At 39.9% G+C, this 18,803-nt stretch carries 25 protein-coding genes and 1 pseudogene; 6 read left to right on the top strand and 20 right to left on the bottom strand.

Features of this window, described 5'->3' with window-relative positions; genetic code table 11:
* Position 1: 1 nt before the first annotated feature.
* The 8 genes from SMI_RS02175 to SMI_RS10540 all read right to left on the bottom strand — a co-directional run bounded on the left by SMI_RS02175 (position 2) and on the right by SMI_RS10540 (position 4,064).
* Positions 2-1,411 (bottom strand): DEAD/DEAH box helicase, encoded by a 1,410-nt coding sequence (locus tag SMI_RS02175; protein WP_012972453.1) that lies wholly within the window; start codon positions 1,409-1,411, stop codon positions 2-4.
* The gene (locus tag SMI_RS02170) at positions 1,368-2,069 is read right to left on the bottom strand and encodes an AAA family ATPase (protein WP_000704952.1); all 702 of its coding nucleotides are present in this window, start codon (positions 2,067-2,069) and stop codon (positions 1,368-1,370) included. Before SMI_RS02170 ends, SMI_RS02175 begins: the two co-directional genes overlap by 44 nt.
* Positions 2,066-2,539: a siphovirus Gp157 family protein gene (locus SMI_RS02165; protein WP_000157809.1), complete on the bottom strand. Its 474-nt coding sequence runs from the start codon at positions 2,537-2,539 to the stop codon at positions 2,066-2,068. The genes SMI_RS02170 and SMI_RS02165 overlap by 4 nt, the downstream gene beginning before the upstream one ends.
* Positions 2,539-2,880 (bottom strand): hypothetical protein, encoded by a 342-nt coding sequence (locus tag SMI_RS02160; protein WP_000189403.1) that lies wholly within the window; start codon positions 2,878-2,880, stop codon positions 2,539-2,541. Before SMI_RS02160 ends, SMI_RS02165 begins: the two co-directional genes overlap by 1 nt.
* Before the next feature lie 306 nt (positions 2,881-3,186).
* A complete protein-coding gene (locus tag SMI_RS02155; RefSeq protein ID WP_000462833.1) occupies positions 3,187-3,513 on the bottom strand; it encodes a hypothetical protein in 327 nt (108 codons plus the stop codon).
* Entirely contained in the window at positions 3,506-3,688 is a 183-nt protein-coding gene (locus tag SMI_RS02150) for a hypothetical protein (protein ID WP_001050935.1), read from the bottom strand. The genes SMI_RS02155 and SMI_RS02150 overlap by 8 nt, the downstream gene beginning before the upstream one ends.
* The gene (locus SMI_RS10915) at positions 3,685-3,810 is read right to left on the bottom strand and encodes a hypothetical protein (protein ID WP_000869367.1); all 126 of its coding nucleotides are present in this window, start codon (positions 3,808-3,810) and stop codon (positions 3,685-3,687) included. The genes SMI_RS02150 and SMI_RS10915 overlap by 4 nt, the downstream gene beginning before the upstream one ends.
* Positions 3,811-3,902: 92 nt before the next feature.
* Positions 3,903-4,064: a hypothetical protein gene (locus SMI_RS10540; RefSeq protein ID WP_001247369.1), complete on the bottom strand. Its 162-nt coding sequence runs from the start codon at positions 4,062-4,064 to the stop codon at positions 3,903-3,905.
* A 48-nt stretch (positions 4,065-4,112) separates the two neighbouring features.
* Between SMI_RS10540 and SMI_RS02145 the strand changes: the two genes are divergently transcribed.
* On the top strand, positions 4,113-4,589 hold the full coding sequence (locus SMI_RS02145; protein WP_000492049.1) for a hypothetical protein: 477 nt from the start codon (positions 4,113-4,115) through the stop codon (positions 4,587-4,589).
* Positions 4,590-4,645: 56 nt separating this feature from the next.
* On the opposite strand, the gene SMI_RS02140 is transcribed toward SMI_RS02145, so the two are convergent.
* Positions 4,646-5,005 carry a hypothetical protein gene (locus tag SMI_RS02140; protein WP_000656669.1) on the bottom strand — a complete coding sequence of 120 codons (360 nt, stop codon included), beginning with the start codon at positions 5,003-5,005 and terminating at the stop codon, positions 4,646-4,648.
* 59 nt (positions 5,006-5,064) lie between these two features.
* Here SMI_RS02140 and SMI_RS02135 point away from each other — a divergent pair, with 59 nt between their 5' ends.
* The gene (locus SMI_RS02135) at positions 5,065-5,301 is read left to right on the top strand and encodes a hypothetical protein (RefSeq protein WP_164925507.1); all 237 of its coding nucleotides are present in this window, start codon (positions 5,065-5,067) and stop codon (positions 5,299-5,301) included.
* A 235-nt stretch (positions 5,302-5,536) separates the two neighbouring features.
* Here SMI_RS02135 and SMI_RS02130 read toward each other — a convergent pair whose 3' ends face one another.
* Complete coding sequence (locus SMI_RS02130; protein ID WP_000388578.1) at positions 5,537-5,749, bottom strand: helix-turn-helix domain-containing protein; 213 nt, start codon at positions 5,747-5,749, stop codon at positions 5,537-5,539.
* A gap of 162 nt (positions 5,750-5,911) precedes the next feature.
* Here SMI_RS02130 and SMI_RS02125 point away from each other — a divergent pair, with 162 nt between their 5' ends.
* The 3 genes from SMI_RS02125 to SMI_RS02115 all read left to right on the top strand — a co-directional run bounded on the left by SMI_RS02125 (position 5,912) and on the right by SMI_RS02115 (position 8,471).
* A complete protein-coding gene (locus tag SMI_RS02125; RefSeq protein WP_000580488.1) occupies positions 5,912-6,652 on the top strand; it encodes a helix-turn-helix domain-containing protein in 741 nt (246 codons plus the stop codon).
* Between the two features lie 23 nt (positions 6,653-6,675).
* Positions 6,676-6,933, top strand: coding sequence for a DUF4177 domain-containing protein (locus tag SMI_RS02120; protein ID WP_000525227.1), 258 nt, complete (start codon positions 6,676-6,678; stop codon positions 6,931-6,933).
* A 116-nt stretch (positions 6,934-7,049) separates the two neighbouring features.
* On the top strand, positions 7,050-8,471 hold the full coding sequence (locus SMI_RS02115; protein ID WP_001244955.1) for a recombinase family protein: 1,422 nt from the start codon (positions 7,050-7,052) through the stop codon (positions 8,469-8,471).
* Positions 8,472-8,605: 134 nt separating this feature from the next.
* On the opposite strand, the gene SMI_RS02110 is transcribed toward SMI_RS02115, so the two are convergent.
* From SMI_RS02110 to rpoE, 7 genes and pseudogenes are all read right to left on the bottom strand, one after another.
* Positions 8,606-9,367 (bottom strand): SDR family NAD(P)-dependent oxidoreductase, encoded by a 762-nt coding sequence (locus SMI_RS02110; RefSeq protein WP_001107784.1) that lies wholly within the window; start codon positions 9,365-9,367, stop codon positions 8,606-8,608.
* Positions 9,368-9,409: 42 nt separating this feature from the next.
* Positions 9,410-10,036: a YtpR family tRNA-binding protein gene (gene ytpR / locus SMI_RS02105; RefSeq protein ID WP_000578290.1), complete on the bottom strand. Its 627-nt coding sequence runs from the start codon at positions 10,034-10,036 to the stop codon at positions 9,410-9,412.
* Positions 10,037-10,051: 15 nt separating this feature from the next.
* Positions 10,052-10,369, bottom strand: coding sequence for a thioredoxin family protein (locus tag SMI_RS02100; protein WP_000615777.1), 318 nt, complete (start codon positions 10,367-10,369; stop codon positions 10,052-10,054).
* Positions 10,366-10,665: a DUF4651 domain-containing protein gene (locus SMI_RS02095; RefSeq protein WP_001013971.1), complete on the bottom strand. Its 300-nt coding sequence runs from the start codon at positions 10,663-10,665 to the stop codon at positions 10,366-10,368. The genes SMI_RS02100 and SMI_RS02095 overlap by 4 nt, the downstream gene beginning before the upstream one ends.
* Before the next feature lie 90 nt (positions 10,666-10,755).
* Positions 10,756-11,830, bottom strand: a pseudogene (locus tag SMI_RS02090) (N-acetylmuramoyl-L-alanine amidase family protein).
* Positions 11,831-11,948: 118 nt separating this feature from the next.
* Positions 11,949-13,556, bottom strand: a complete 1,608-nt coding sequence (locus SMI_RS02085) for a CTP synthase (protein ID WP_000105231.1) — start codon at positions 13,554-13,556, stop codon at positions 11,949-11,951.
* Between the two features lie 235 nt (positions 13,557-13,791).
* Positions 13,792-14,379 carry a DNA-directed RNA polymerase subunit delta gene (rpoE, locus tag SMI_RS02080; protein ID WP_000418423.1) on the bottom strand — a complete coding sequence of 196 codons (588 nt, stop codon included), beginning with the start codon at positions 14,377-14,379 and terminating at the stop codon, positions 13,792-13,794.
* A 226-nt stretch (positions 14,380-14,605) separates the two neighbouring features.
* Between rpoE and SMI_RS02075 the strand changes: the two genes are divergently transcribed.
* Positions 14,606-15,772, top strand: coding sequence for an IS30-like element ISSmi1 family transposase (locus SMI_RS02075; protein WP_000163003.1), 1,167 nt, complete (start codon positions 14,606-14,608; stop codon positions 15,770-15,772).
* Between the two features lie 568 nt (positions 15,773-16,340).
* Here the strand turns inward: SMI_RS02075 and SMI_RS02065 are convergent.
* The 3 genes from SMI_RS02065 to SMI_RS02055 are packed head-to-tail and all read right to left on the bottom strand — an operon-like array spanning position 16,341 to position 18,742.
* Complete coding sequence (locus SMI_RS02065) at positions 16,341-17,486, bottom strand: FtsX-like permease family protein (RefSeq protein WP_000493179.1); 1,146 nt, start codon at positions 17,484-17,486, stop codon at positions 16,341-16,343.
* 3 nt (positions 17,487-17,489) lie between these two features.
* Positions 17,490-18,170 (bottom strand): ABC transporter ATP-binding protein, encoded by a 681-nt coding sequence (locus SMI_RS02060; RefSeq protein ID WP_000615312.1) that lies wholly within the window; start codon positions 18,168-18,170, stop codon positions 17,490-17,492.
* Complete coding sequence (locus tag SMI_RS02055; protein WP_001134795.1) at positions 18,167-18,742, bottom strand: TetR/AcrR family transcriptional regulator; 576 nt, start codon at positions 18,740-18,742, stop codon at positions 18,167-18,169. Before SMI_RS02055 ends, SMI_RS02060 begins: the two co-directional genes overlap by 4 nt.
* Positions 18,743-18,803 lie beyond the last annotated feature (61 nt).

Below are 18,803 nucleotides of genomic sequence, written 5' to 3'. Positions count from 1 at the left end.
ATTATCTCCATAAATTTAATTCTTTTTGTTTGTGCCACAACCAACCTGGTTGATAGCCGTTGAGCAATCGGAATGCTTTCAATTCTGACAAGTTCTGACATTTTGTGTATCGTTTACCATAGGTCTTGACGCGTCGATACACTTTCGCTTCTTCTGTCTTGACCTCTATTTCTTTGCCTTGAATGGTAATAAATTCCATTCCTTGATTGATTTTTGTTAATTGAACATCTGATTTGTCCTGTTCAATGTCTTGAATGTTTTTCTTCTCAACAATCTCTGCCTTGCAGTATGGACAACAACCGTCCACTAGCTGGTCTCTCCAAAATGTCGCAAAACATTTCTCACATGTCACCGTTGAACGTTCCGAAGGTTTCTTTTTCTTCTTTGTACCGTCTAGCGTCCACTCCCTATCATCGTTTGGCAAACCGTGTCGAATGTGATTCCCAACGTGGTCTATCAAGATTGCTTTCTTGCCTTCTCTTGGATTTAAGGCCCTCATAGCGAACTGCAAATACAGGGAGAGCGAATCGGTCGGTCGTAACATAATACAGACATCTACGTTTGGCAAATCAATTCCTTCTGTAAACAGATTGACATTGACCATGATTGTGAGTTCGCCTTCTCTGAATGCCTGCATATGACTCTCTCGTTCGCTCTGTGGCGTTTTTCCGGATACGACGGCTGATTGATAACCTTGCTCTATAAATCGCTTAGCGACCCTCTCAGCGTATTCTACGCTATGTGTATAAACGATAGCTTGTTTCCCTTTGGCTAACCTCTCGTAATGATCAATATAATCGCCATACGTTCCATTGAAACTAAACGCTGCGTCGATTGAATGGTTGGTAAATTCTCCTGACCTTTTTTTAAGTTTGGCCATATCCAATAGATTGATGGAATAATAATCAAATTCGGCTATATTTCCATGATTTTGAAGCCATCGGATGGATTTACCGACTACTAAATCATCTGCTAAATCGTGGAATCCCGAACCGTCCAATCGGATAGGTGTACCTGTGAAAAATAATTGAGTAGCATTACTGAAATAATTTAAGATTGTCTGATATTGTTTTGCTTTGATATGATGCGCTTCATCTACTAAGATTACATCGAATTGAGGCAATCGTTCTAACTTTCGTACAATACTCCCAACCGTTCCGATGATAACCTTATCGAGATTAACTCCTCCACGTTTAAAGGTCTCATAAACCTGCTCATTGATTTCTTTCCTGTGGCTGAAAAACAATACCGTCTTATCTTTATCTGTCGCATTTTTAGCGATATAAGACATCACGACTGTTTTCCCTGAACGGGGTGGGGATTGCACCATTATCTTTCGATTGCCTGCTTTCATGGATTTGATAACGTCAATTATCAGTTCCTTCTGGTAATCTCTGAGCGAAAAGCTCATCTACTTTACACCCCTTTCTATCGTCCAAACGATTCTTGGCATAGACGCTGGCGCTCGGTTGTAAAATGAATCCTCTCACTTCCTCACCGTCGTCTGTCGTTTTCTTGACTAAACGAGCGACTACATCTGTTAAACCAAGAAAGTTGTTTAAGATTTTGGAACGAATATCTGGCATGGCCCTGTTGTAAATCATGCCATTCTCATCTGACCACTGATCAGACGTTTCCCAAGCCGTGAATACAATCCGTTTATTTAATTGCAACAAGGCTCGTAGACTATCCAAAATCGTAAAATCGACCCTCTGGTAATCCGCCTGCGTTGGTACCCGATGGTTTTTTCCATCTCGGCCAAGATTGGCAAGACACGCTCTAAATAATTCAGATACGTTATCCACAACGATAGTATCGTATGGCTTACCTGCCCCTTGAAGTAATTCTTTCACGACAGTCAACCATTCATCCCAAATCTTATGTGTATCAACGTCTGCAATATCGATGTTAGGATTACCAGCTAACACTTTGGCTGATTTATCGATATTAATTACCAGTGTCTTCCCTGGAATGAATGAGATGGTAGTCGTTTTTCCAAAACCTGGATTTCCATAGATCAGGTAACAGGCATCATCGTTCGTAATTTCTGTTGCTTTTGTTATTTTCATCTTATACTCAAATTCTTTCTTTCAACTAAGCTGGCACCAATGATTTCAAGTCCGTTCTTCAAATCCTCTTTCAAACGTTTCTTGTCAGGTTTCCACGTTGCTACCTTGTAGGCTTCTGGCAAGACTGTTTCGTCTACTTCAACTGCTTGAGATTTGCGGAATGATACCTTGAAAAGTGGTGTATCCACACGTTCATGACCTGTCATGTTCATGCTTGCCGATAGTGTATCTTTCAAATGGTCTTTCTTCTTCTCATCTGCCTTGTTTAGTTCCGTCAAGCGTTTAATTTCCGCTTTACGAGCTTCAACATCCGCATCGATATTCTTCATAACCTTGATATAATTCTCAACCTTGGTTTCGTACTCAGTTTCCCAATCAATAGAATCCAAGGTATCTAGTTTGGTTTCTTCGTCTAGTTCCATGTTATAGATTTCAAGGTATTGTCCTGTTAGTTCATATAAACTGGCCATTATTTCGTTACCTCTTTCATTAGTTTATTTGCTTCTTTAATCAGCAAACGCATAACGTTGCTATCTGTTTCTTTCTCTGCTGCTCTTGTCAGCATATCTACCCACTCACGTCTAGTGTCATTCTTCCAATCAAACAACTCTGTGAGTGATTTCTTGTGGTTAAAGTAAGGCGAGTAGTCAATTGACTCATCTTCTAAGCGGACACATCTGCCTGCCTTGAGGTCTTTAAAAAGATTAACCCTCACATTACTATTTGAAGTTCCGACAACCTCAGCTACTTCATCATATGAGGCAGTAGGGTGGTCTTTGTAATATTCCCTAATTCGTTCCGCTTGAGTCATTTAATCATACGCCCTTCCTTTAAATTCATTTTTTATTTCCACGCTCTCACATTTCACACATTCAAGAGGTGGATAGTTATCATACCAATCAAACTCACGTCCACAATCTGCGCACGTACATTTCCATAAGTACATCATTTCCTCCTTAGTTTCAGTTGGAAATTCTCTGCTTCTAATCTCTTTCTTAAGGATTGTTCCTTTTGCAATTGCTTCTTGAGATCATCTATTTCATGTTGCATATGCGCCATCATCTCAAGGTCACGCATCTTCTCTCTACGCTTGCAAGTGGATAAATCCCACGCTTGTCTATCCCATACGATTTGTATATCGTACACTCCGTGGTTCTGGCAAAGCTAACGGCTCAGGTCGCAAACCTACAGGCGGTTCATTGTCGTATGTGAAACCAGGAAACTCTCTGCGAATGTTCTTGCGAATTTCTTGGCGCTCAATCTCACGCCCCATTTCAAGCAATTCATTACAAGCTCTAACCACTTGCGTGTCATATTCTTCTTGAAGTCGTCTTTCTTCCTCTTTTTGCTTTTCTAACTGATGAGCTAGAAACCCTGCGCTGATAAATCCTAAAATCACTGCGCCAGTTCCTAAAAACTGGTTTAAAATCGGTGGTTCAAACATTTTCTTTCTCCTTATACATTTGTAAAATTCTTCTCAAATCCACATTTTCTTGAATCAACACTTTCATTTGATTTCTTAATTCATTATTGTCTCGATTTAAATCCATAGCAACAACTTTCCAGTCTGTGTTAAATTCTCTATACAGTCTGTTCTTGATTTTGGTTAGTAGATTCATGCTACATTCTCCATATTTTCAAGAATTCCATCTACAACGTTATAGAACTGATGTCCCGCTGGAACTACGATTTCTTCATCTGGTTCTAATTTTCTACCGTAAGCATATACTGTGACTTTCATTTCTTCCCCTTTCGTGTTATAATCATGTTGAATATTTAAGTGTGCGCCTGATTGCCGTCAGGTGCTTTTTTGTTTTATCTTAGACAGAAAGTCTAATTATTGACAGGCTTGGCTTTTAATTCAACTTCAATAATGCTAAGTCGATCGATTGCTTCTTGCAATTCTTCGGCTTTTTTTGATACTTCTTTACAGGCTTCCTTAAGTTCTTCAATACCCGAAACTTCAACATTAAGCCGATATCCTATTGGTCTCATTTCTTTCTCCTTTTTGATATAATATTTAATAAAAACGAGGTAATTCTGATGTTTAGTTTGATTGATATTTTGAATATTTCTGCTGCATGGATTGGTGCTATAACGGGTGTCACAGGTCTGTTTTACTCAATTTTTATAAATAGAGCTCGATTATTGATAACAGATGCCTGTGCAATGGAAGTGGCAGATGAAGCTCCTTACAAATATTCTTTTGATATTGTTAACCCAAGTAACAGCACATATACAATCAAAAGTATCCAATTATTCGATGATGACGGAAAGGAAATAAAAGATAATAACTTTGATCCATACGAAACACTCCCTCTTCACAAGTATGTTTTGAGAAAAGATGATTTACATTCCTATCCCTTCGAAGTTGATGAAATTATTTTCCCTCATAGTAGTATTACCTACTCTTATTACTTGGATAGTTTACCGTGTAAAATCAAGGTTAAGACTAGTAAGAGAATTCGTTTCATTTTCAAACATAAATCATTCCATCCTGTCTTTTATAAAGCAAAATAGATTTATTACAGCACAAACTACATTTACGATTGTTACTATGAATAGTCCTAGTTCGTTCATTGTATTTTCCCTTCTAGTCTTATAGAAATGATTTCTAAGTCTATGTTGTCCAGTTTCAACTGGTCAGCTTTTTGATTTAAACGAGCTTCCACGGCTTGGTTAATTTCGTGCCATTCTAGTTTTGTAAATTGGCTTCTGAATTTTAGAAATTCCTTTATTGTTTCTTTCATTCGTCCTCCTTCTTCTGCGAACCGTTCGTAAAGTTCATCTATTTCCCTCCGTTGCTCTTTTGTAAACGGAGCGGTATTATTTGTCCAAGTTATCTGCTTGCCTTCTTCACGCTTTATCCTTCCTGCTCTAACAAGCAGGTTTTTAAATACCTCGTAAGGCATGTGAACTCTGATGTCTTCTTTCATTCTCCTACTCCACCTTTTTTTGATATAATTTAGCTATCTCATACGAAAGGAGGATAACTATGATTACTTGTCACATCATGATCAATGGTCGTGTTGAACCTCTATCAATGACATTGCCTGCTGTTCCTACTATCGGTTCTGTCATTGCTAAGTCAGCAGACCATAAATCGGAGCATTACTTGGTGAAATGCGTTGAGTATGTCAACGGACATGATACTGTCAATCTACATGTTCAACCATTTCCTAACCAAATCAGTGCTGTCAACGCTGTTGATGGTTTCAGGAATAGCAGATAACTCTACTATCTTGACCCAGTAGCTATATAGCACTTTCTTATCAACGTAGACCGCTTGTTCGCATAAACCGATGTGTCCATCAATGACCATCGCTCTACGGACAAGTAGGTCTTTTTCTGTTTCCAGTTCAATACGTCCAGCAATATTGCCAGAGATTTCAAGGTACTTGTATGGTTCTTTCATCCTTCCTCCTTTCTATGTTGTTGTTTTCGCAACATTCTTTTTAAAAAAATTACTAGAAATCTTCCATCTTGACATCTAGTATTTTTGAAAGTTCACTAGCTTCCGAAAATGTGAAATCACGTCCACGGTAACGATTGACTTTCATGTTGAACGTTGACTTATCCATACCTAATTTTTCAGCAATCTCTTTTTGTTTCATTCCTTTTGAAACAATTATGCTTTTCAAATTTAGATATGCTTTATCTATCGTCATAACAGCTTCCATAGCCCCTCCTTCCCAAGTTGCTGTTTTCGCAACTTTGTTTTATGGTTCTAGTATAAACTAACTTTGTTTCGTTGTCAACAACTTTTTTTATTTTTTTAAAAAATATTTGCGAAATCGAAACTTTTGTGCTATTATATCATTAAGAAAAGAGAGGGAAAATAAATGATTGGCACAAAAATAAGAGAACTTAGAAAAAATAATAAATTAACTCTTGAAGAGTTAGCTGATGCTTTAAACCAAAAATACCCTAATACCATTAATTTTAACAAAGGAAAAATTTCTAAATGGGAAAATAATAAAGAAGAGCCTAGATTATCTTCTGTAAAAATTATTGCTGATTTTTTTGATGTACCTTTAGATTACTTCAATGATACTCCCGACTCACACCCTGAAATCCTAACCATCTACAACCAGCTTGAAGAACCTAAACAAGAAAAAGTCCTTGATTATGCCAAGGAACAATTAGAAGGACAAAACAACTCCAAGATTGTCTCTATCTTTGATAAGCCTCAAGATGACGACTATATCACCGACTACGTAGAAGGCTTGGTTGCAGCAGGACACGGAACTTTCCAAGAAGACAATCTCCACATGGAAGTAAAATTGCGTGCAGATGATGTCCCTGAAGAATACGACACTATCGCTAAGGTGGCTGGTGACTCCATGGAACCAATGATTGAAGATAACGACCTGCTCTTTATCAGGGTCACTAGTCAAGTAGATATCAACGACATCGGTATTTTCCAAATCAACGGTAAAAACTTCGTTAAAAAGCTGAAACGTGACTATAACGGCGGTTGGTACTTGCAAAGTCTCAACAATAGCTACGAAGAAATCCATCTGACAGAGAATGACGACATCCGAACTATTGGGGAAGTTGTCAGTGTATATAGAGATAAATAAAAAAAAGAAAGTAGGTAATTACAATGGGAATGTTTAAAGGTCCTAGCACTCTTTCAGTCGCTTCAGAAGCTGAAGATTTACAATATGTTGTCTTGCAGGTAACTTTAAAAGAGAAATTTTTTGGTACAGGGTCGCGTAACCTTACAGCCTTAGAAGAGGTTATCAACGAACAAGCAGCCAAAGGCTATAGACTTCACACCATAAGCACTGCTAGCGGTGGTAGTTCTGGTTTTGGTGGTGGTGACCGTATCCAAGCGACTATGGTATTTGAGAAAATTTAAAAAAGCCCCACGCTCAGAAGTTTGCAGACAGAGAGCGTGAGGCTAGTGGTAAGAAAAAAAGCATTAAAAAGCTCTTTTTCTTATACCCATTTTATCAAGAAATGAGGTAAAAATCAATGCGAAATAAAGTAGCAATCTACGTCAGGGTTTCAACCGCTTCACAAGCTGATGAAGGTTACTCGATAGATGAACAGAAATCAAAGCTGGAAGCATACTGCGAAATAAAAGACTGGAAAATCTACGATACTTATATTGACGGTGGCTTCTCTGGAGCGAACACCCAAAGACCAGAGTTAGAGCGCTTGATTTCAGATGCTAAACGAAAGAAAATTGATATCGTACTTGTCTATAAACTTGATCGCTTGAGCCGTAGCCAGAAAGATACTCTGTTTCTGATTGAGGATGTGTTTGCCAAAAACGATGTGGCATTTATTAGTTTGCAAGAAAACTTTGACACTTCTACACCATTCGGCAAGGCTTCGATTGGTATGCTATCAGTATTCGCCCAGCTTGAGCGTGAGCAGATAAAAGAAAGAATGATGTTGGGGAAAGAAGGTCGGGCAAAGAACGGGAAATCCATGTCTTGGACTACGATACCGTTCGGCTATGATTACTCAAAAGAAACTGGTATCTTGTCAGTCAATCCAACTCAAGCGCTTATTGTGAAACGTATTTTCACGGAATATCTAAACGGTAAGTCAGTGGTTAAGATAATCAGAGATTTAAACGCTGAAGGTCACGTTGGAAGAAAGAGACCTTGGGGCGAAACTATCACTAAATACTTACTCAAAAACGAAACATATCTTGGCAAATCGAAATATAAAGGCAAGGTATTTGAGGGACAGCACGATGCTATAATTAGCCAAGAGTTATTTGACTTAGTGCAATTAGAAGTTGAAAAGAGACAGATTTCAGCGTTTGAGAAATACAACAATCCTAGACCGTTCAGAGCGAAATATATGCTTTCAGGATTAATGAAATGTGGATATTGTGGCGCATCGTTAGGCTTATACGTTGCTCCAAAGAATAAAAATGGAGTATCTAAATACAAGTATCAATGCAGACATCGCTATCACAAAGATAAAGCAATAAGATGTAATTCCGGTTGGTACTCAAAAGACGAGCTTGAAAAGAGAGTAATAAAAGAACTGGAAAGACTGAAATTTGATCCAAAATACAAGAAGGAAACTCTTGCTAAGAAAGACGAAACAATAAAAGTTGAGGATATTAAGAAACAACTAGAACGGATAAATAAGCAAGTATCAAAACTAACAGAATTGTATCTAGATGAAGTTATCACTCGAAAGGATTTAGACGAGAAAAACGCTAAAATAAAAACAGAAAGGCAGTATCTTGAAGAACAACTAGAAAACCAAAAATCAAATGTGATGAGCATCAGAAAGAGGAAGTTATCTCGCTTGTTAAAAGATTTTGATATTGAAAAATTGAGTTACGAAGAGGCTTCAAAAATAGTGAAATCTGTGATAAAAGAGATAGTTGTCACGAAAGATGATATGACGATAACGCTAGACTTTTAAAGGGTTTAGCGCCTTTTTGTATTTTAGTCAAATTTGTCATGATAACTTTATTATACATATTTTTTCCTCCTACTTATCTATTCGTAGGAAATCAAAAAAAGTTACAGAAATTTGTAACTTTTCGAGGAAATTTTTTACTTTTTATGAACCATGAAACCTGTTGCCTGTTGATTGGCCATGATGGTCATATCTGTAATCTGAACACGACGAGGTTGACTAGTCACATAGACTACTGTGTCTGCAATATCCTGAGCTTGCAAAGCTTCTATTCCTTGGTAAACGGACGCAGCTCGTTCTTTATCACCATGAAAACGCACTGTAGAAAAATCTGTTTCGACAATTCCAGGCTGAATGGTCGTCACCTTGATATCCGTTGCGATAGTATCAATTCGCAGACCATCTGAAAAGGTTTTAACCGCTGCCTTGGTAGCTGAATAAACTGCTGCACCCGCATAAGCATAAATTCCTGCGGTTGACCCCATATTGATGATATGTCCTTGATTGGCTTTTACCATTGCTGGCAAGAAATAGCGAGTGACTGCCATCAAACCTTTGACATTGGTATCCAGCATGGTCAACATATCCAACTCTTCATAGTCCTGATAAGGTGCTAAACCTAGAGCCAGACCGGCGTTATTAACCAAGATGTCAATCTGACCTATCGTTTCTAGAATATCAGAGCAGACAGTCTTCACTATGGTCATATCCGTGACATCTAGCGGAAAAGTCCAAACTGTTTGATTTGGAAAAGTTTCTGCAAACTCCGACTTAAGAGCTTCTAGTCTATCTGTCCGTCGTCCTGTTAGAACGACATTCTCTCCCTGCTCCAGATAAGCACGCGCAATTGCTTCACCAATACCTGATGTCGCTCCTGTAATCACTACATTTTTTGCCATCTTATTTCCTTCTATCTGGTGTATTCAGATACTGACAAGTTCCTAAGCAGTCCAGTGCTTGGCTGGATCAAATGGAGTTCCGACAACTTGGTCTTCTGATAGTTCAATAATACCACGTTTTTGCGGAGCATTTGGCAGATGCAATTCACGGGGACTGCACATCATGCCAAAACTCTTTTCACCACGAAGTTCGCCTGGGAAAATGAGATTACCTTTTGGCATCATTGCTCCTGGAAGAGCTACAATGGTTTTCAACCCAAGACGCGCATTGGGAGCTCCTGCAACAATTTGCACTATCTTGTTACTTGCGACTGCAACTTGGCAGATGTTAAGGTGGTCACTATCTGGATGAGCTACCATCTCGACAATTTCACCAACAACAAACTTAGGCTCTTTGTCATTAACAATTTTTTCTGTAAAACCTTCCGCCTGCAATTCTTGGTTCAAACGAGCTACTTGCTCATCTGTCAAAAAGACTTGACCGCGCTCTGCAATTTCAAATAAACTTGAAACTTCGAAAATATTCCACGCCACTGTTTTCCCATTATCTTTGAGAAAAACACGAGCTACCTTGCCTTTGCGTTCCACATCTAGTTTGGCATCTCCGCTATTTTTCACGATGACCATAAGGACATCACCGACATGTTCTTTGTTATATGTAAAAATCATTGTTTCACTTTTCTCCTATTTCAATCCTGCTAAAAAGTCATTAATTTGTTGCTTGCTTTTACGGTCCCGATTGACAAAACGACCGATTTCCTTGTCCTTTTCTAGAACAACAAGGCTAGGAATTCCGTAAACATCCCAGAGTTTAGCTAGATCCATATACTGGTCCCGGTCCACCCGAATAAAGGTGAACTCTGGATTGGTCTCCTCAATTTCTGGTAAGGCAGGATAGATATAACGACAATCGCCACACCAGTCCGCCACAAAAAGAAAGACCTTTTTGCCATCTTTTTCCACTAAAGATGCTAATTCTTCTAAACTTGCTGGTTGTATCATAAAACTTCCTCCTCATAGACTAGGTCTTCATTTTCATAGACAAAGGTATAATGACGGCCATCCTCAAAAATGACGCCACCAACCAAGCTCTCTAGACTGCTTTCATAGACTTGAACATAGAGGGTCGCAATTTCCCCCATGTCTGAAAAATGGTCTCGCACAATCGCTGTCAACTCTTCCTGAGTCTTCATGAGCTTACGGTCATCTGCAACTTTTTTCGTAGCAAGGGCAAGGCTTCCAATACCAAGCAGAGCCAAGCCTGCCATCCACATTTTTTTAGCTTTCATACCATTCATTTTAACACAAAAAAGACTTTAGGACAAATGAGGAAGCAGCATAAAAGCATGTAAAAAGCCTCTTCCTTTAAGGAAAAGGACTTCTTATTCTTATTGCCAGGCACCTGAGTTGCCAACGTAGTAACCATCAGGTGTGTAGGTATCGCGAAGCATCTTACCTGATGAAGCCAGATAATACCACTTACCATTGTCTCTGACCCAATCATTCGCAATCATGGCACCAGAAGAACTTACATAATACCATTCTCCCTTGTCATAAACCCAAGTGCTTGCTTTCATGGTTCCTGAAGCTGATAAATAGTACCATTTACCTTGATCGTAAATCCAGTCACTCGCAATCATGGCTCCTGATGATTTAAAGGCATACCAGTTGCTACCTTGATAAAGCCAAGTTTGATTGAACATGACTCCTTTATCATTCATAAAGTACCAAGTTCCCTTGTCATAAACCCAAGCATTTTGAACTAGTTGGCCTTGTTTTTGATAGTACCAGTTTTGGTTTGATTTTAACCAGCTTTCTGCTTTTACAATTGGATAAACTTCTTTGAAAGATCCTCCATCATATTTATGACTGATAGACTTTAGTTTTTCAAGTTTCAACTCGTCATTATCATAATTTGCCCAAGCAAAAACTTTTTGACCATTAACAGTCTCTGGTACAGTAGCAGTGTAAGTCTTGGTTTGATAATCCCATTTAGCATCGAGGTAAGTGTATTGATTATTTGATTCTTCAATACGATAGTAACCTCTCTTTCCACTATCATTATGAATATCATCCACAACTTTCGTTGACCAGGTCTTCACTTCGTTTCCGCTCTTGGCCTCTACCTTGATATCTCCTCTATAGCCATAGGGAACATAGAAATTCAGGTAACGCCCTTCTTCCCCGATCATAGACTTGTCCTTTTCTTGACCTAGAAAATTGACAGTCTGATCTTGACCATCAAGACTAACCGTCCACTCGATTTTCTCGGTTTTTGGCAAATCCAAGACTTTGATATCCACTTCATGACCATTGTTAAACCGAAGAATCTTGCCATCTTGATACTGTACTCCACACTTAACAACCCATTCTTCTTTAAGCTCAAATGCCTGCCCTGAATGTGGAAAAGCCCAGTAAAGCTAAACCTGCTAGAGACAAACCAAATAATGTGATTTTTTTCATTGTAGATCCTCCTTAGGATTTTTATGTTAATTATATCACTATGTTTTTATTTTGCAAATCATATCCTAAATATGCAAGTAAAAAACCTCTGAGATTCTTCTCAAAGGTTCTGATTTAGCTAATTACTGTTCTCAACTGCTGCAGTGACAAAGGCAGTGTAGAGTTCTTCTGGGTGGTTTGGACGGCTTGAAAGTTCAGGGTGATACTGACAAGCTACAAAGAATTTATTTTCAGGAATTTCCACGATTTCGACCAAACGATTGTCTGGAGAAACTCCTGAAAAGACAAGGCCTGCTTCCTCAAACTGCTCACGGAAAGCGTTGTTAAACTCATAACGGTGACGGTGACGGCGTTGTACCACTTCTTGATTGTGATAAGCAGCCGCTGCCTTAGAACCACGTTTCAACTTAGACGGATAAAGCCCCAAGCGAAGGGTTCCCCCCATATCCTCAACATCAATCTGATCACGCATGATATCAATGATAGGGTATTTTGTTTCTGGTGCAAGCTCTGCAGAATTGGCACCTTCAAGACCCAAAACGTGACGAGCAAACTCGATACAAGTCAACTGCATGCCCAAGCAGACACCCAACATTGGAACATCATTCTCACGCGCATAGCGGATAGCTTGGATTTTCCCTTCCGTACCACGTTGCCCAAAACCACCTGGTACGATGATTCCGGCCGCATCAGACAAAAGCTCTGCCACATTCTCTGCTGTCACATCATTGGCATTGATCCAATTGATTTTCACTTCTGCGTCATTGGCATAGCCAGAGTGTTTCAAGGCTTCAACCACAGAAATATAGGCATCTTGCAACTCAACATACTTACCGACAAGGGAAATTTTAACTTGTTTCTTGAGGTTCATGACCTTGTCCACCATAGCTGACCACTCAGTCATATCTGCTACTGGTGCGTCTAATTTCAAATGGTCACAGACAATTTTGTCCATACCTTGAGCCTGCAAGTTCAATGGAATTTGGTAAAGATGTTCGACATCCAACGATTCGATAACGGCTTCTGGTGCCACATCACAGAACTGTGCTAGTTTGTTTTTAATTCCTTGACCAGCTGGCTCTTCTGTACGAATAACCAACATATTTGGTTGGATTCCCAATCCACGCAATTCTTTTACAGAGTGTTGAGTTGGTTTGGTCTTCATTTCACCAGCAGCCTTGAGATAAGGAAGCAAGGTTGTATGGATGTACATAACATTATCCGCACCTACATCTGCCTTCATCTGACGAAGGGCCTCTAAAAATGGCAAGGACTCGATATCTCCTACTGTTCCACCAACCTCTGTAATAATGACATCAGAGTCGGTCGTTAGAGCGGCACGCTTGATTTTTTCTTTCAAAGCATCTGTGATATGAGGAATAACCTGAACAGTTGCCCCAAGGTATTCTCCACGGCGTTCTTTACGAAGCACTTCACTGTAAATTTTACCAGTTGTCACGTTGGAATATTTGTTGAGATTGATATCGATGAAACGTTCATAGTGACCCAAGTCCAAATCTGTCTCAGCTCCGTCATCTGTCACAAAAACTTCCCCGTGCTGGTAAGGACTCATAGTTCCCGGATCGATATTGATATAAGGATCAAATTTTTGAATAGTTACTTTGAGACCACGATTTTTCAAGAGACGACCCAGACTTGCTGCCACAATCCCTTTCCCAATAGACGATACCACACCACCAGTTACAAAAATATATTTCGTAGACATAGATTCCTCTTTCTAAAATGCTCAAGGCCTTGTTGACTACGAGGGGACATAGAAAACAAGACCCTACTAATAAGATAATCTGGGACGACTGCGCCAGATTCACAACTAAAATACAAGAAGATAACTTCTTGAAAAAACAAAAATAGCTCCCTAAGAACTAGGGAGCCCCGACCTCTAAAAGAGGTGCCCGAACAATATGATACCTAAAAATAGGATAATTGTCAATAGTTAACTTTTATTCCTCGATGTTTTCAGCATCATCTTCTGAAAACTCGTCATCTTCTTCGTTGAGATCCACGTCTTCACCCAAGTCATCAGGAGCGATTTCGTTGATTTCTGCATCGTAAGCTTCCACTTCATTTTTCTCATCATCTGGATTTTCATCATCGTATGAAAGAGCTGGATCTGCTTCGTATGCATCTTCGTCTTCTGGGTCATCTGCATTGTAGTCAATAGCATCTGAATCACCATCCATGAAGGCATTGACACGTTTTTTCTTAGCTTTTGGTTCTACTTCATCGTCGTCACTTTCTTCAAGAGCGATGATTTCTTCGTCGATTTCGTCCACACCATACCATGAACGAAGCCCCCATTTGTTGTCTCCAAGTGAGATGAAGCTACCGTCAAAGTTCAACTCTGTATAGAACAAAGGCAAAGCTTCGCGGATATCGCTGTTTGATGTTCCAAGGTAGTTTTGAATTTCGTTTACAAGATCGCTAAAATACATCTCATGATTGCGACCACGAAGTTCCAAGATAGCACGCGCTACCTCAATCATAGATAGTTCACTTTTTTCTTGCCCAGCAAATACTTCTAATTCCAAAGCGTTTCTCCTCATTTATACTACTATCGCCAGAGCAAACAGACTCTGACCTCATTTTATCATTTACTCTTTATTTTACGATAATTTTGCAGAATAGTCAAAGGTTAAGAAAAAATAACCGTAACTTCTCAAAGTAACTTCCATCTCTCTCCCAAAACTGGAAGTTAGTCTCAGACGATGAATTATGCTAGAATTAAGTCTGAGACTTTTCGTGAGGAGGTACCTCATGACGAAAAAACAAAAACATCTCACTCTAGAAGACCGTATTGACATCCAAACTGGAATCAGCCAACAGGAGACTTTCCGTTCCATCGCTGAGAAGATGGGGAAAGACCCGTCAACGATTTCAAAGGAAATCAAGCGCAATCGCATCATGCATCCAACATCCGTCAAATCTGATTGCACGGATTGCCCTCTTCTCAAAAAAGCTCCTTATGTCTGTAACAACTGTCCAAAAAAGAGGACGGATTGTGGGTTTAACCGCTATCTTTACTACGCGAAAAAGGCACAGGAGCAGTACGAGACTATGTTGAGGGAATCCAGACAGGGCATTCCCCTAAACAAGGAAAGTTTTTATCAGATGGACAAGATCTTAACCCTAGGCATCCAGAAGAAACAAAGCATCTACCATATCATTCAGACACATAACCTACCTGTGTCGAAAGCTACGGTGTATCGGCATGCCAAGCTGGGCTATCTGACAGCCAAGCCCATTGATTTCCCTCGGATGGTCACGTTCAAGGAACGCAGAAAATCCAGAAAAGTAGCTATTCCCAAAGAGCTGAAAATTGGGCGGACCTATCAAGATTTCCAAGAGTTACGAGAAACTGATGATTTCTTCAAATGGTTGGAAATGGACACGGTCATCGGCAGACCTGGTGGAAAGCTACTGCTCACCTTCAACGTTTCCTTCTGTAATTTCCTCTTCGCCTTGCTTTTGGACAACAAGACTGCTCTGGAAGTCGCCACTAAATTCGCAGCTTTGAAAGAAAGAGTCATGGACGGAGGGTATGCGTTCCATCAGCTGTTCCCTGTCATTCTCACAGACAACGGATCTGAGTTCGCCTATGTGGAGGAGCTTGAGCGAGACATTGATGGGAAGTCTCACCTCTACTTCTGCGACCCTAGCCGTCCTGACCAGAAGGGGCGGATTGAGAAGAACCATACGGTTTTGCGAGCCATTCTTCCCAAGGGCACTTCCTTTGACCAGCTGACTCAGAAAGACGTCAATCTAGTCATTTCCCATGTCAATTCCTTGAAACGAGAAGAGTTTCAAGGAAAATCTGCTTACGACGTCTTCACCTTCACCTTTGGCGAGGACATCGCTGCTCTTCTGGGTTGCCAATTTGTCAAACCAGAAGACACACACTTATCACCTGATTTATTGAAATAAAGGGAATTTTCCCCTCTAACTACACATCTTATCACCATCGAAAAGTCTCACACTAAACGCTAGCAACTGGAATTTACTCTAAGACGACTCTGTTTTAGGGCTATTTGTCGTGCACTTTTTTCTGAGTCTTTTCGCTTTTGAACCCTTATATATCAAGAAAAAGAAAACCAGTGGAAGTTAGTCTAAGACGGATTTCCACTGATTTCACGCATTTTTCTCATACTAAAAGCTAGGTTGTGGGAAACTGGAAGTTAGTTTTAGAAGTTACCTAAGAAAAAATAAAGGTGAAATATTTCAGCTAATTGAAAGACCTGTGTAACATGACCACAGGTATATTGATTTATTTATAACTCAAGGCTGCAACTCCAATACCAACCACAAACTGCAAGAGGATTCCTACAGAGATAAAGGATTATTTGTTGCGTCAAATCAAGTAAAAAGATCATTTCAGGTCCTGCCAGTAACTTCCTTTTCTTTCCTTTATTTCATTTTCCCAAGAATAGTGAAAAATCCTTCTCTTATTAATGAGTTTCATAAGAAAAAGGCTGGAAAATCCAACCTTCTCTATTTATTCAGCTAAGAGTACTTCTTTGATGGTTTGCTTTTGGAGTTTTCTGTTGGATAGATAAAAGAGGCTTTCATAAATCACAGCAAAACCGATCAAAGTCCAGAAGCAAACATTCCCATCAAAGTGATGCTCAATCTTTTCAGGAACCGTATCGTTGATCACACCAATCAAGATTTCCATGATAGCGTACTGATAAGCTGTCCCAAGAACAAATCCTAGATAGGCCCAGAAACGATAGGGAGATAGGATATGACCTTGGCATTCACGATCTGTGTAGCCAAAAGCCTTCATAAGAGCCAGGGTTTCGCGACTTTCTGAGACGACAATCCCCAATGACAAAAAGAGAATAGAGAAAGAAAGGATCAAGCCAATCATGATCATCATGGTTTGGATGATGTCATCTGTGTAGTCCCTTAGACCAAAGGATAATTGAACCATGGCCGCAAAACACATAGAGCCAAAGACTACAAAAAATAGGATAGATTTTCTCCCCCAAATTAGTGACGAAGACAGCTCTGTTAGGAAGTCTTTCTCTTTCTTAGGAGACCTCTTTTTCCTTTTGACCTTGATTGGTGTTGGGGACTTTTTCAATAAGCGAAGAGCTGGCGTTTGTAGTTGTCTTCTAGCATAACCAATCGCGATAAGCATAAAAAATGCCGTTGGAAGGACCACAAAAGCAAGCAAGAGCTGCCAATGAAAATGAATGGTGATTTCTGGCAGGATCCCCTTTTCATTCCGAAAGTCATAAAAATGCCCCATCATAAGAAAAGAAGTGAAATAGCCAAGAAGCGCTCCGGCACCAAAACTGAGCCCAAATGCCCAAAATCGTTTAGCCAACTGGCCATTGCTATAGCCCAAAGCCTTTAAAATTCCTAATTGTTCCTTGTGATCATCGACAAATTGTTTGATATAAAAACACATGAGAAGGATCGACGTCAAGGACAAGACGACTCCACTGACCATAGCCACCATCCAGGAAAGCGAAACCTGAGCGTCATAGTAGGTCTGAATCATGGGATTAGTTTTAGAAATCTCCAACTGCTCGATATCAAGGTAAAAATTCAAGAAGAGATTGGCCACAAAGACCGCACAAGCTCCAATGATACTTACGACAACTAATTTTCGAATATCTTTTACTGAAAACATGGCTTACCATCCAATCTCATAAGCAGTCTGAGGCTGATCATTGGTCACAACTTCGGTAATCTTGCCACTATTGACACGAATAATAGTTCTTGCCATATTCGCAATATTTTGGTTGTGCGTCACCATGATGAGGGTCAAACCAAGCTTTTCCTTTAACTCCCAGATATAGTCGAGAATCTTGCGCCCCGTTTCTTCATCCAGGGCTCCCGTCGGCTCATCTAAGAAGAGAATCTCTGGTTTTTTGGCCAAGGCCCGAGCAATGGAGACTCTCTGCTGTTCCCCACCTGACAATTCACTCGGATACTTGTCCAGCTTATCACCAAGTCCCAAATCCTCGATAATCTGCAAAAAATCATGATTGTTTGCCAGATCTGCCCCCATCTTTACATTCTGTCTGACTGTTAGATTAGGCAATAAATAATACTGCTGAAAAATAAAGGCAATCTTCTCACGTCTAAAGGCTGTCAATTGAGTATCTGTGAGTTGAGCTAAATCCTGTCCTTGAATGAGGATATGTCCCTCGTCTACCTTTTCTAAACCTGACAGAACGTTTAAGAGAGTTGACTTGCCTGATCCAGAAGGACCAAGGATAACCACATCATCCTGGTCTTGAATCTGCAAATCAATCCCTTTTAAAACCTTGGTTTGACCGTAACTTTTGTGCACATTTTCTAGTTGAATCATTTCTTTCCTACCATTTCTTTGATGAGAGATTGACAAACCTCTGTCAGTAATCCAATCACTTCTTCCATGCTGAATTGATAAATGCCAGAAGCAACCATTGAGGCCATCCCATGCGAGTAGATAAATAGATGCTGGTACAAGCGACTAGCCTCCTCTACATTCAAAGGATAGTCTACGACGATCGAATCCAGAACCAATTGGTAACTATGATCCTTCATGGGAAGAAAATCTTGAAAGCGACGAATCGGATCTTTGCTGGGATTTTGGAAAAGCAATTGAAAGAGTTGGGGGTCTTTTGAGGCGAAAAGGATATAAGCAACCCCGACGGATCGAAAAGGCTTCTCATCTTCTAAGGCCTTACGAATATACTCCACCACGACCATTTCCGCAGCACTAATAACCTCTGCTTGTAACTCGGCCATATTGGCAAATTGCCCAAAAATGACTCTTGGTGTGGCTCCCAGTTGCTCCGCTAATGCTCGAGCCGTCAAACTAGCCATGCCCTCTTCTCTCACCAATTGTAAAGCTGTTCCAATGATAGCCTCTTTACTAAATTTAACCTTTGGTGGCATAAGACTCCTTTCGCGCAACATTCGTTGCGCAACACTTGTTGTATAAAAGAATACCATAAAA

This window comes from Streptococcus mitis B6, assembly GCF_000027165.1.
Lineage (GTDB): Bacteria > Bacillota > Bacilli > Lactobacillales > Streptococcaceae > Streptococcus > Streptococcus mitis_AR.
Note: the sequence above shows the minus strand (reverse complement) of the source record. Positions and strands in the feature narration are given on the sequence as shown.

Bases quoted from the DNA above. Each gene is read 5' to 3' on its own strand.
- SMI_RS02175 (WP_012972453.1), bottom strand. From the start codon at position 1,411: ATGAGCTTTTCGCTCAGAGATTACCAGAAGGAACTGATAATTGACGTT.
- SMI_RS02170 (WP_000704952.1), bottom strand. From the start codon at position 2,069: ATGAAAATAACAAAAGCAACAGAAATTACGAACGATGATGCCTGTTAC.
- SMI_RS02165 (WP_000157809.1), bottom strand. From the start codon at position 2,539: ATGGCCAGTTTATATGAACTAACAGGACAATACCTTGAAATCTATAAC.
- SMI_RS02160 (WP_000189403.1), bottom strand. From the start codon at position 2,880: ATGACTCAAGCGGAACGAATTAGGGAATATTACAAAGACCACCCTACT.
- SMI_RS02155 (WP_000462833.1), bottom strand. From the start codon at position 3,513: ATGTTTGAACCACCGATTTTAAACCAGTTTTTAGGAACTGGCGCAGTG.
- SMI_RS02150 (WP_001050935.1), bottom strand. From the start codon at position 3,688: ATGAATCTACTAACCAAAATCAAGAACAGACTGTATAGAGAATTTAAC.
- SMI_RS10915 (WP_000869367.1), bottom strand. From the start codon at position 3,810: ATGAAAGTCACAGTATATGCTTACGGTAGAAAATTAGAACCAGATGAA.
- SMI_RS10540 (WP_001247369.1), bottom strand. From the start codon at position 4,064: ATGAGACCAATAGGATATCGGCTTAATGTTGAAGTTTCGGGTATTGAA.
- SMI_RS02145 (WP_000492049.1), top strand. From the start codon at position 4,113: ATGTTTAGTTTGATTGATATTTTGAATATTTCTGCTGCATGGATTGGT.
- SMI_RS02140 (WP_000656669.1), bottom strand. From the start codon at position 5,005: ATGAAAGAAGACATCAGAGTTCACATGCCTTACGAGGTATTTAAAAAC.
- SMI_RS02135 (WP_164925507.1), top strand. From the start codon at position 5,065: ATGATTACTTGTCACATCATGATCAATGGTCGTGTTGAACCTCTATCA.
- SMI_RS02130 (WP_000388578.1), bottom strand. From the start codon at position 5,749: ATGGAAGCTGTTATGACGATAGATAAAGCATATCTAAATTTGAAAAGC.
- SMI_RS02125 (WP_000580488.1), top strand. From the start codon at position 5,912: ATGATTGGCACAAAAATAAGAGAACTTAGAAAAAATAATAAATTAACT.
- SMI_RS02120 (WP_000525227.1), top strand. From the start codon at position 6,676: ATGGGAATGTTTAAAGGTCCTAGCACTCTTTCAGTCGCTTCAGAAGCT.
- SMI_RS02115 (WP_001244955.1), top strand. From the start codon at position 7,050: ATGCGAAATAAAGTAGCAATCTACGTCAGGGTTTCAACCGCTTCACAA.
- SMI_RS02110 (WP_001107784.1), bottom strand. From the start codon at position 9,367: ATGGCAAAAAATGTAGTGATTACAGGAGCGACATCAGGTATTGGTGAA.
- ytpR (WP_000578290.1), bottom strand. From the start codon at position 10,036: ATGATTTTTACATATAACAAAGAACATGTCGGTGATGTCCTTATGGTC.
- SMI_RS02100 (WP_000615777.1), bottom strand. From the start codon at position 10,369: ATGATACAACCAGCAAGTTTAGAAGAATTAGCATCTTTAGTGGAAAAA.
- SMI_RS02095 (WP_001013971.1), bottom strand. From the start codon at position 10,665: ATGAATGGTATGAAAGCTAAAAAAATGTGGATGGCAGGCTTGGCTCTG.
- SMI_RS02085 (WP_000105231.1), bottom strand. From the start codon at position 13,556: ATGTCTACGAAATATATTTTTGTAACTGGTGGTGTGGTATCGTCTATT.
- SMI_RS02075 (WP_000163003.1), top strand. From the start codon at position 14,606: ATGACGAAAAAACAAAAACATCTCACTCTAGAAGACCGTATTGACATC.
- SMI_RS02065 (WP_000493179.1), bottom strand. From the start codon at position 17,486: ATGTTTTCAGTAAAAGATATTCGAAAATTAGTTGTCGTAAGTATCATT.
- SMI_RS02060 (WP_000615312.1), bottom strand. From the start codon at position 18,170: ATGATTCAACTAGAAAATGTGCACAAAAGTTACGGTCAAACCAAGGTT.
- SMI_RS02055 (WP_001134795.1), bottom strand. From the start codon at position 18,742: ATGCCACCAAAGGTTAAATTTAGTAAAGAGGCTATCATTGGAACAGCT.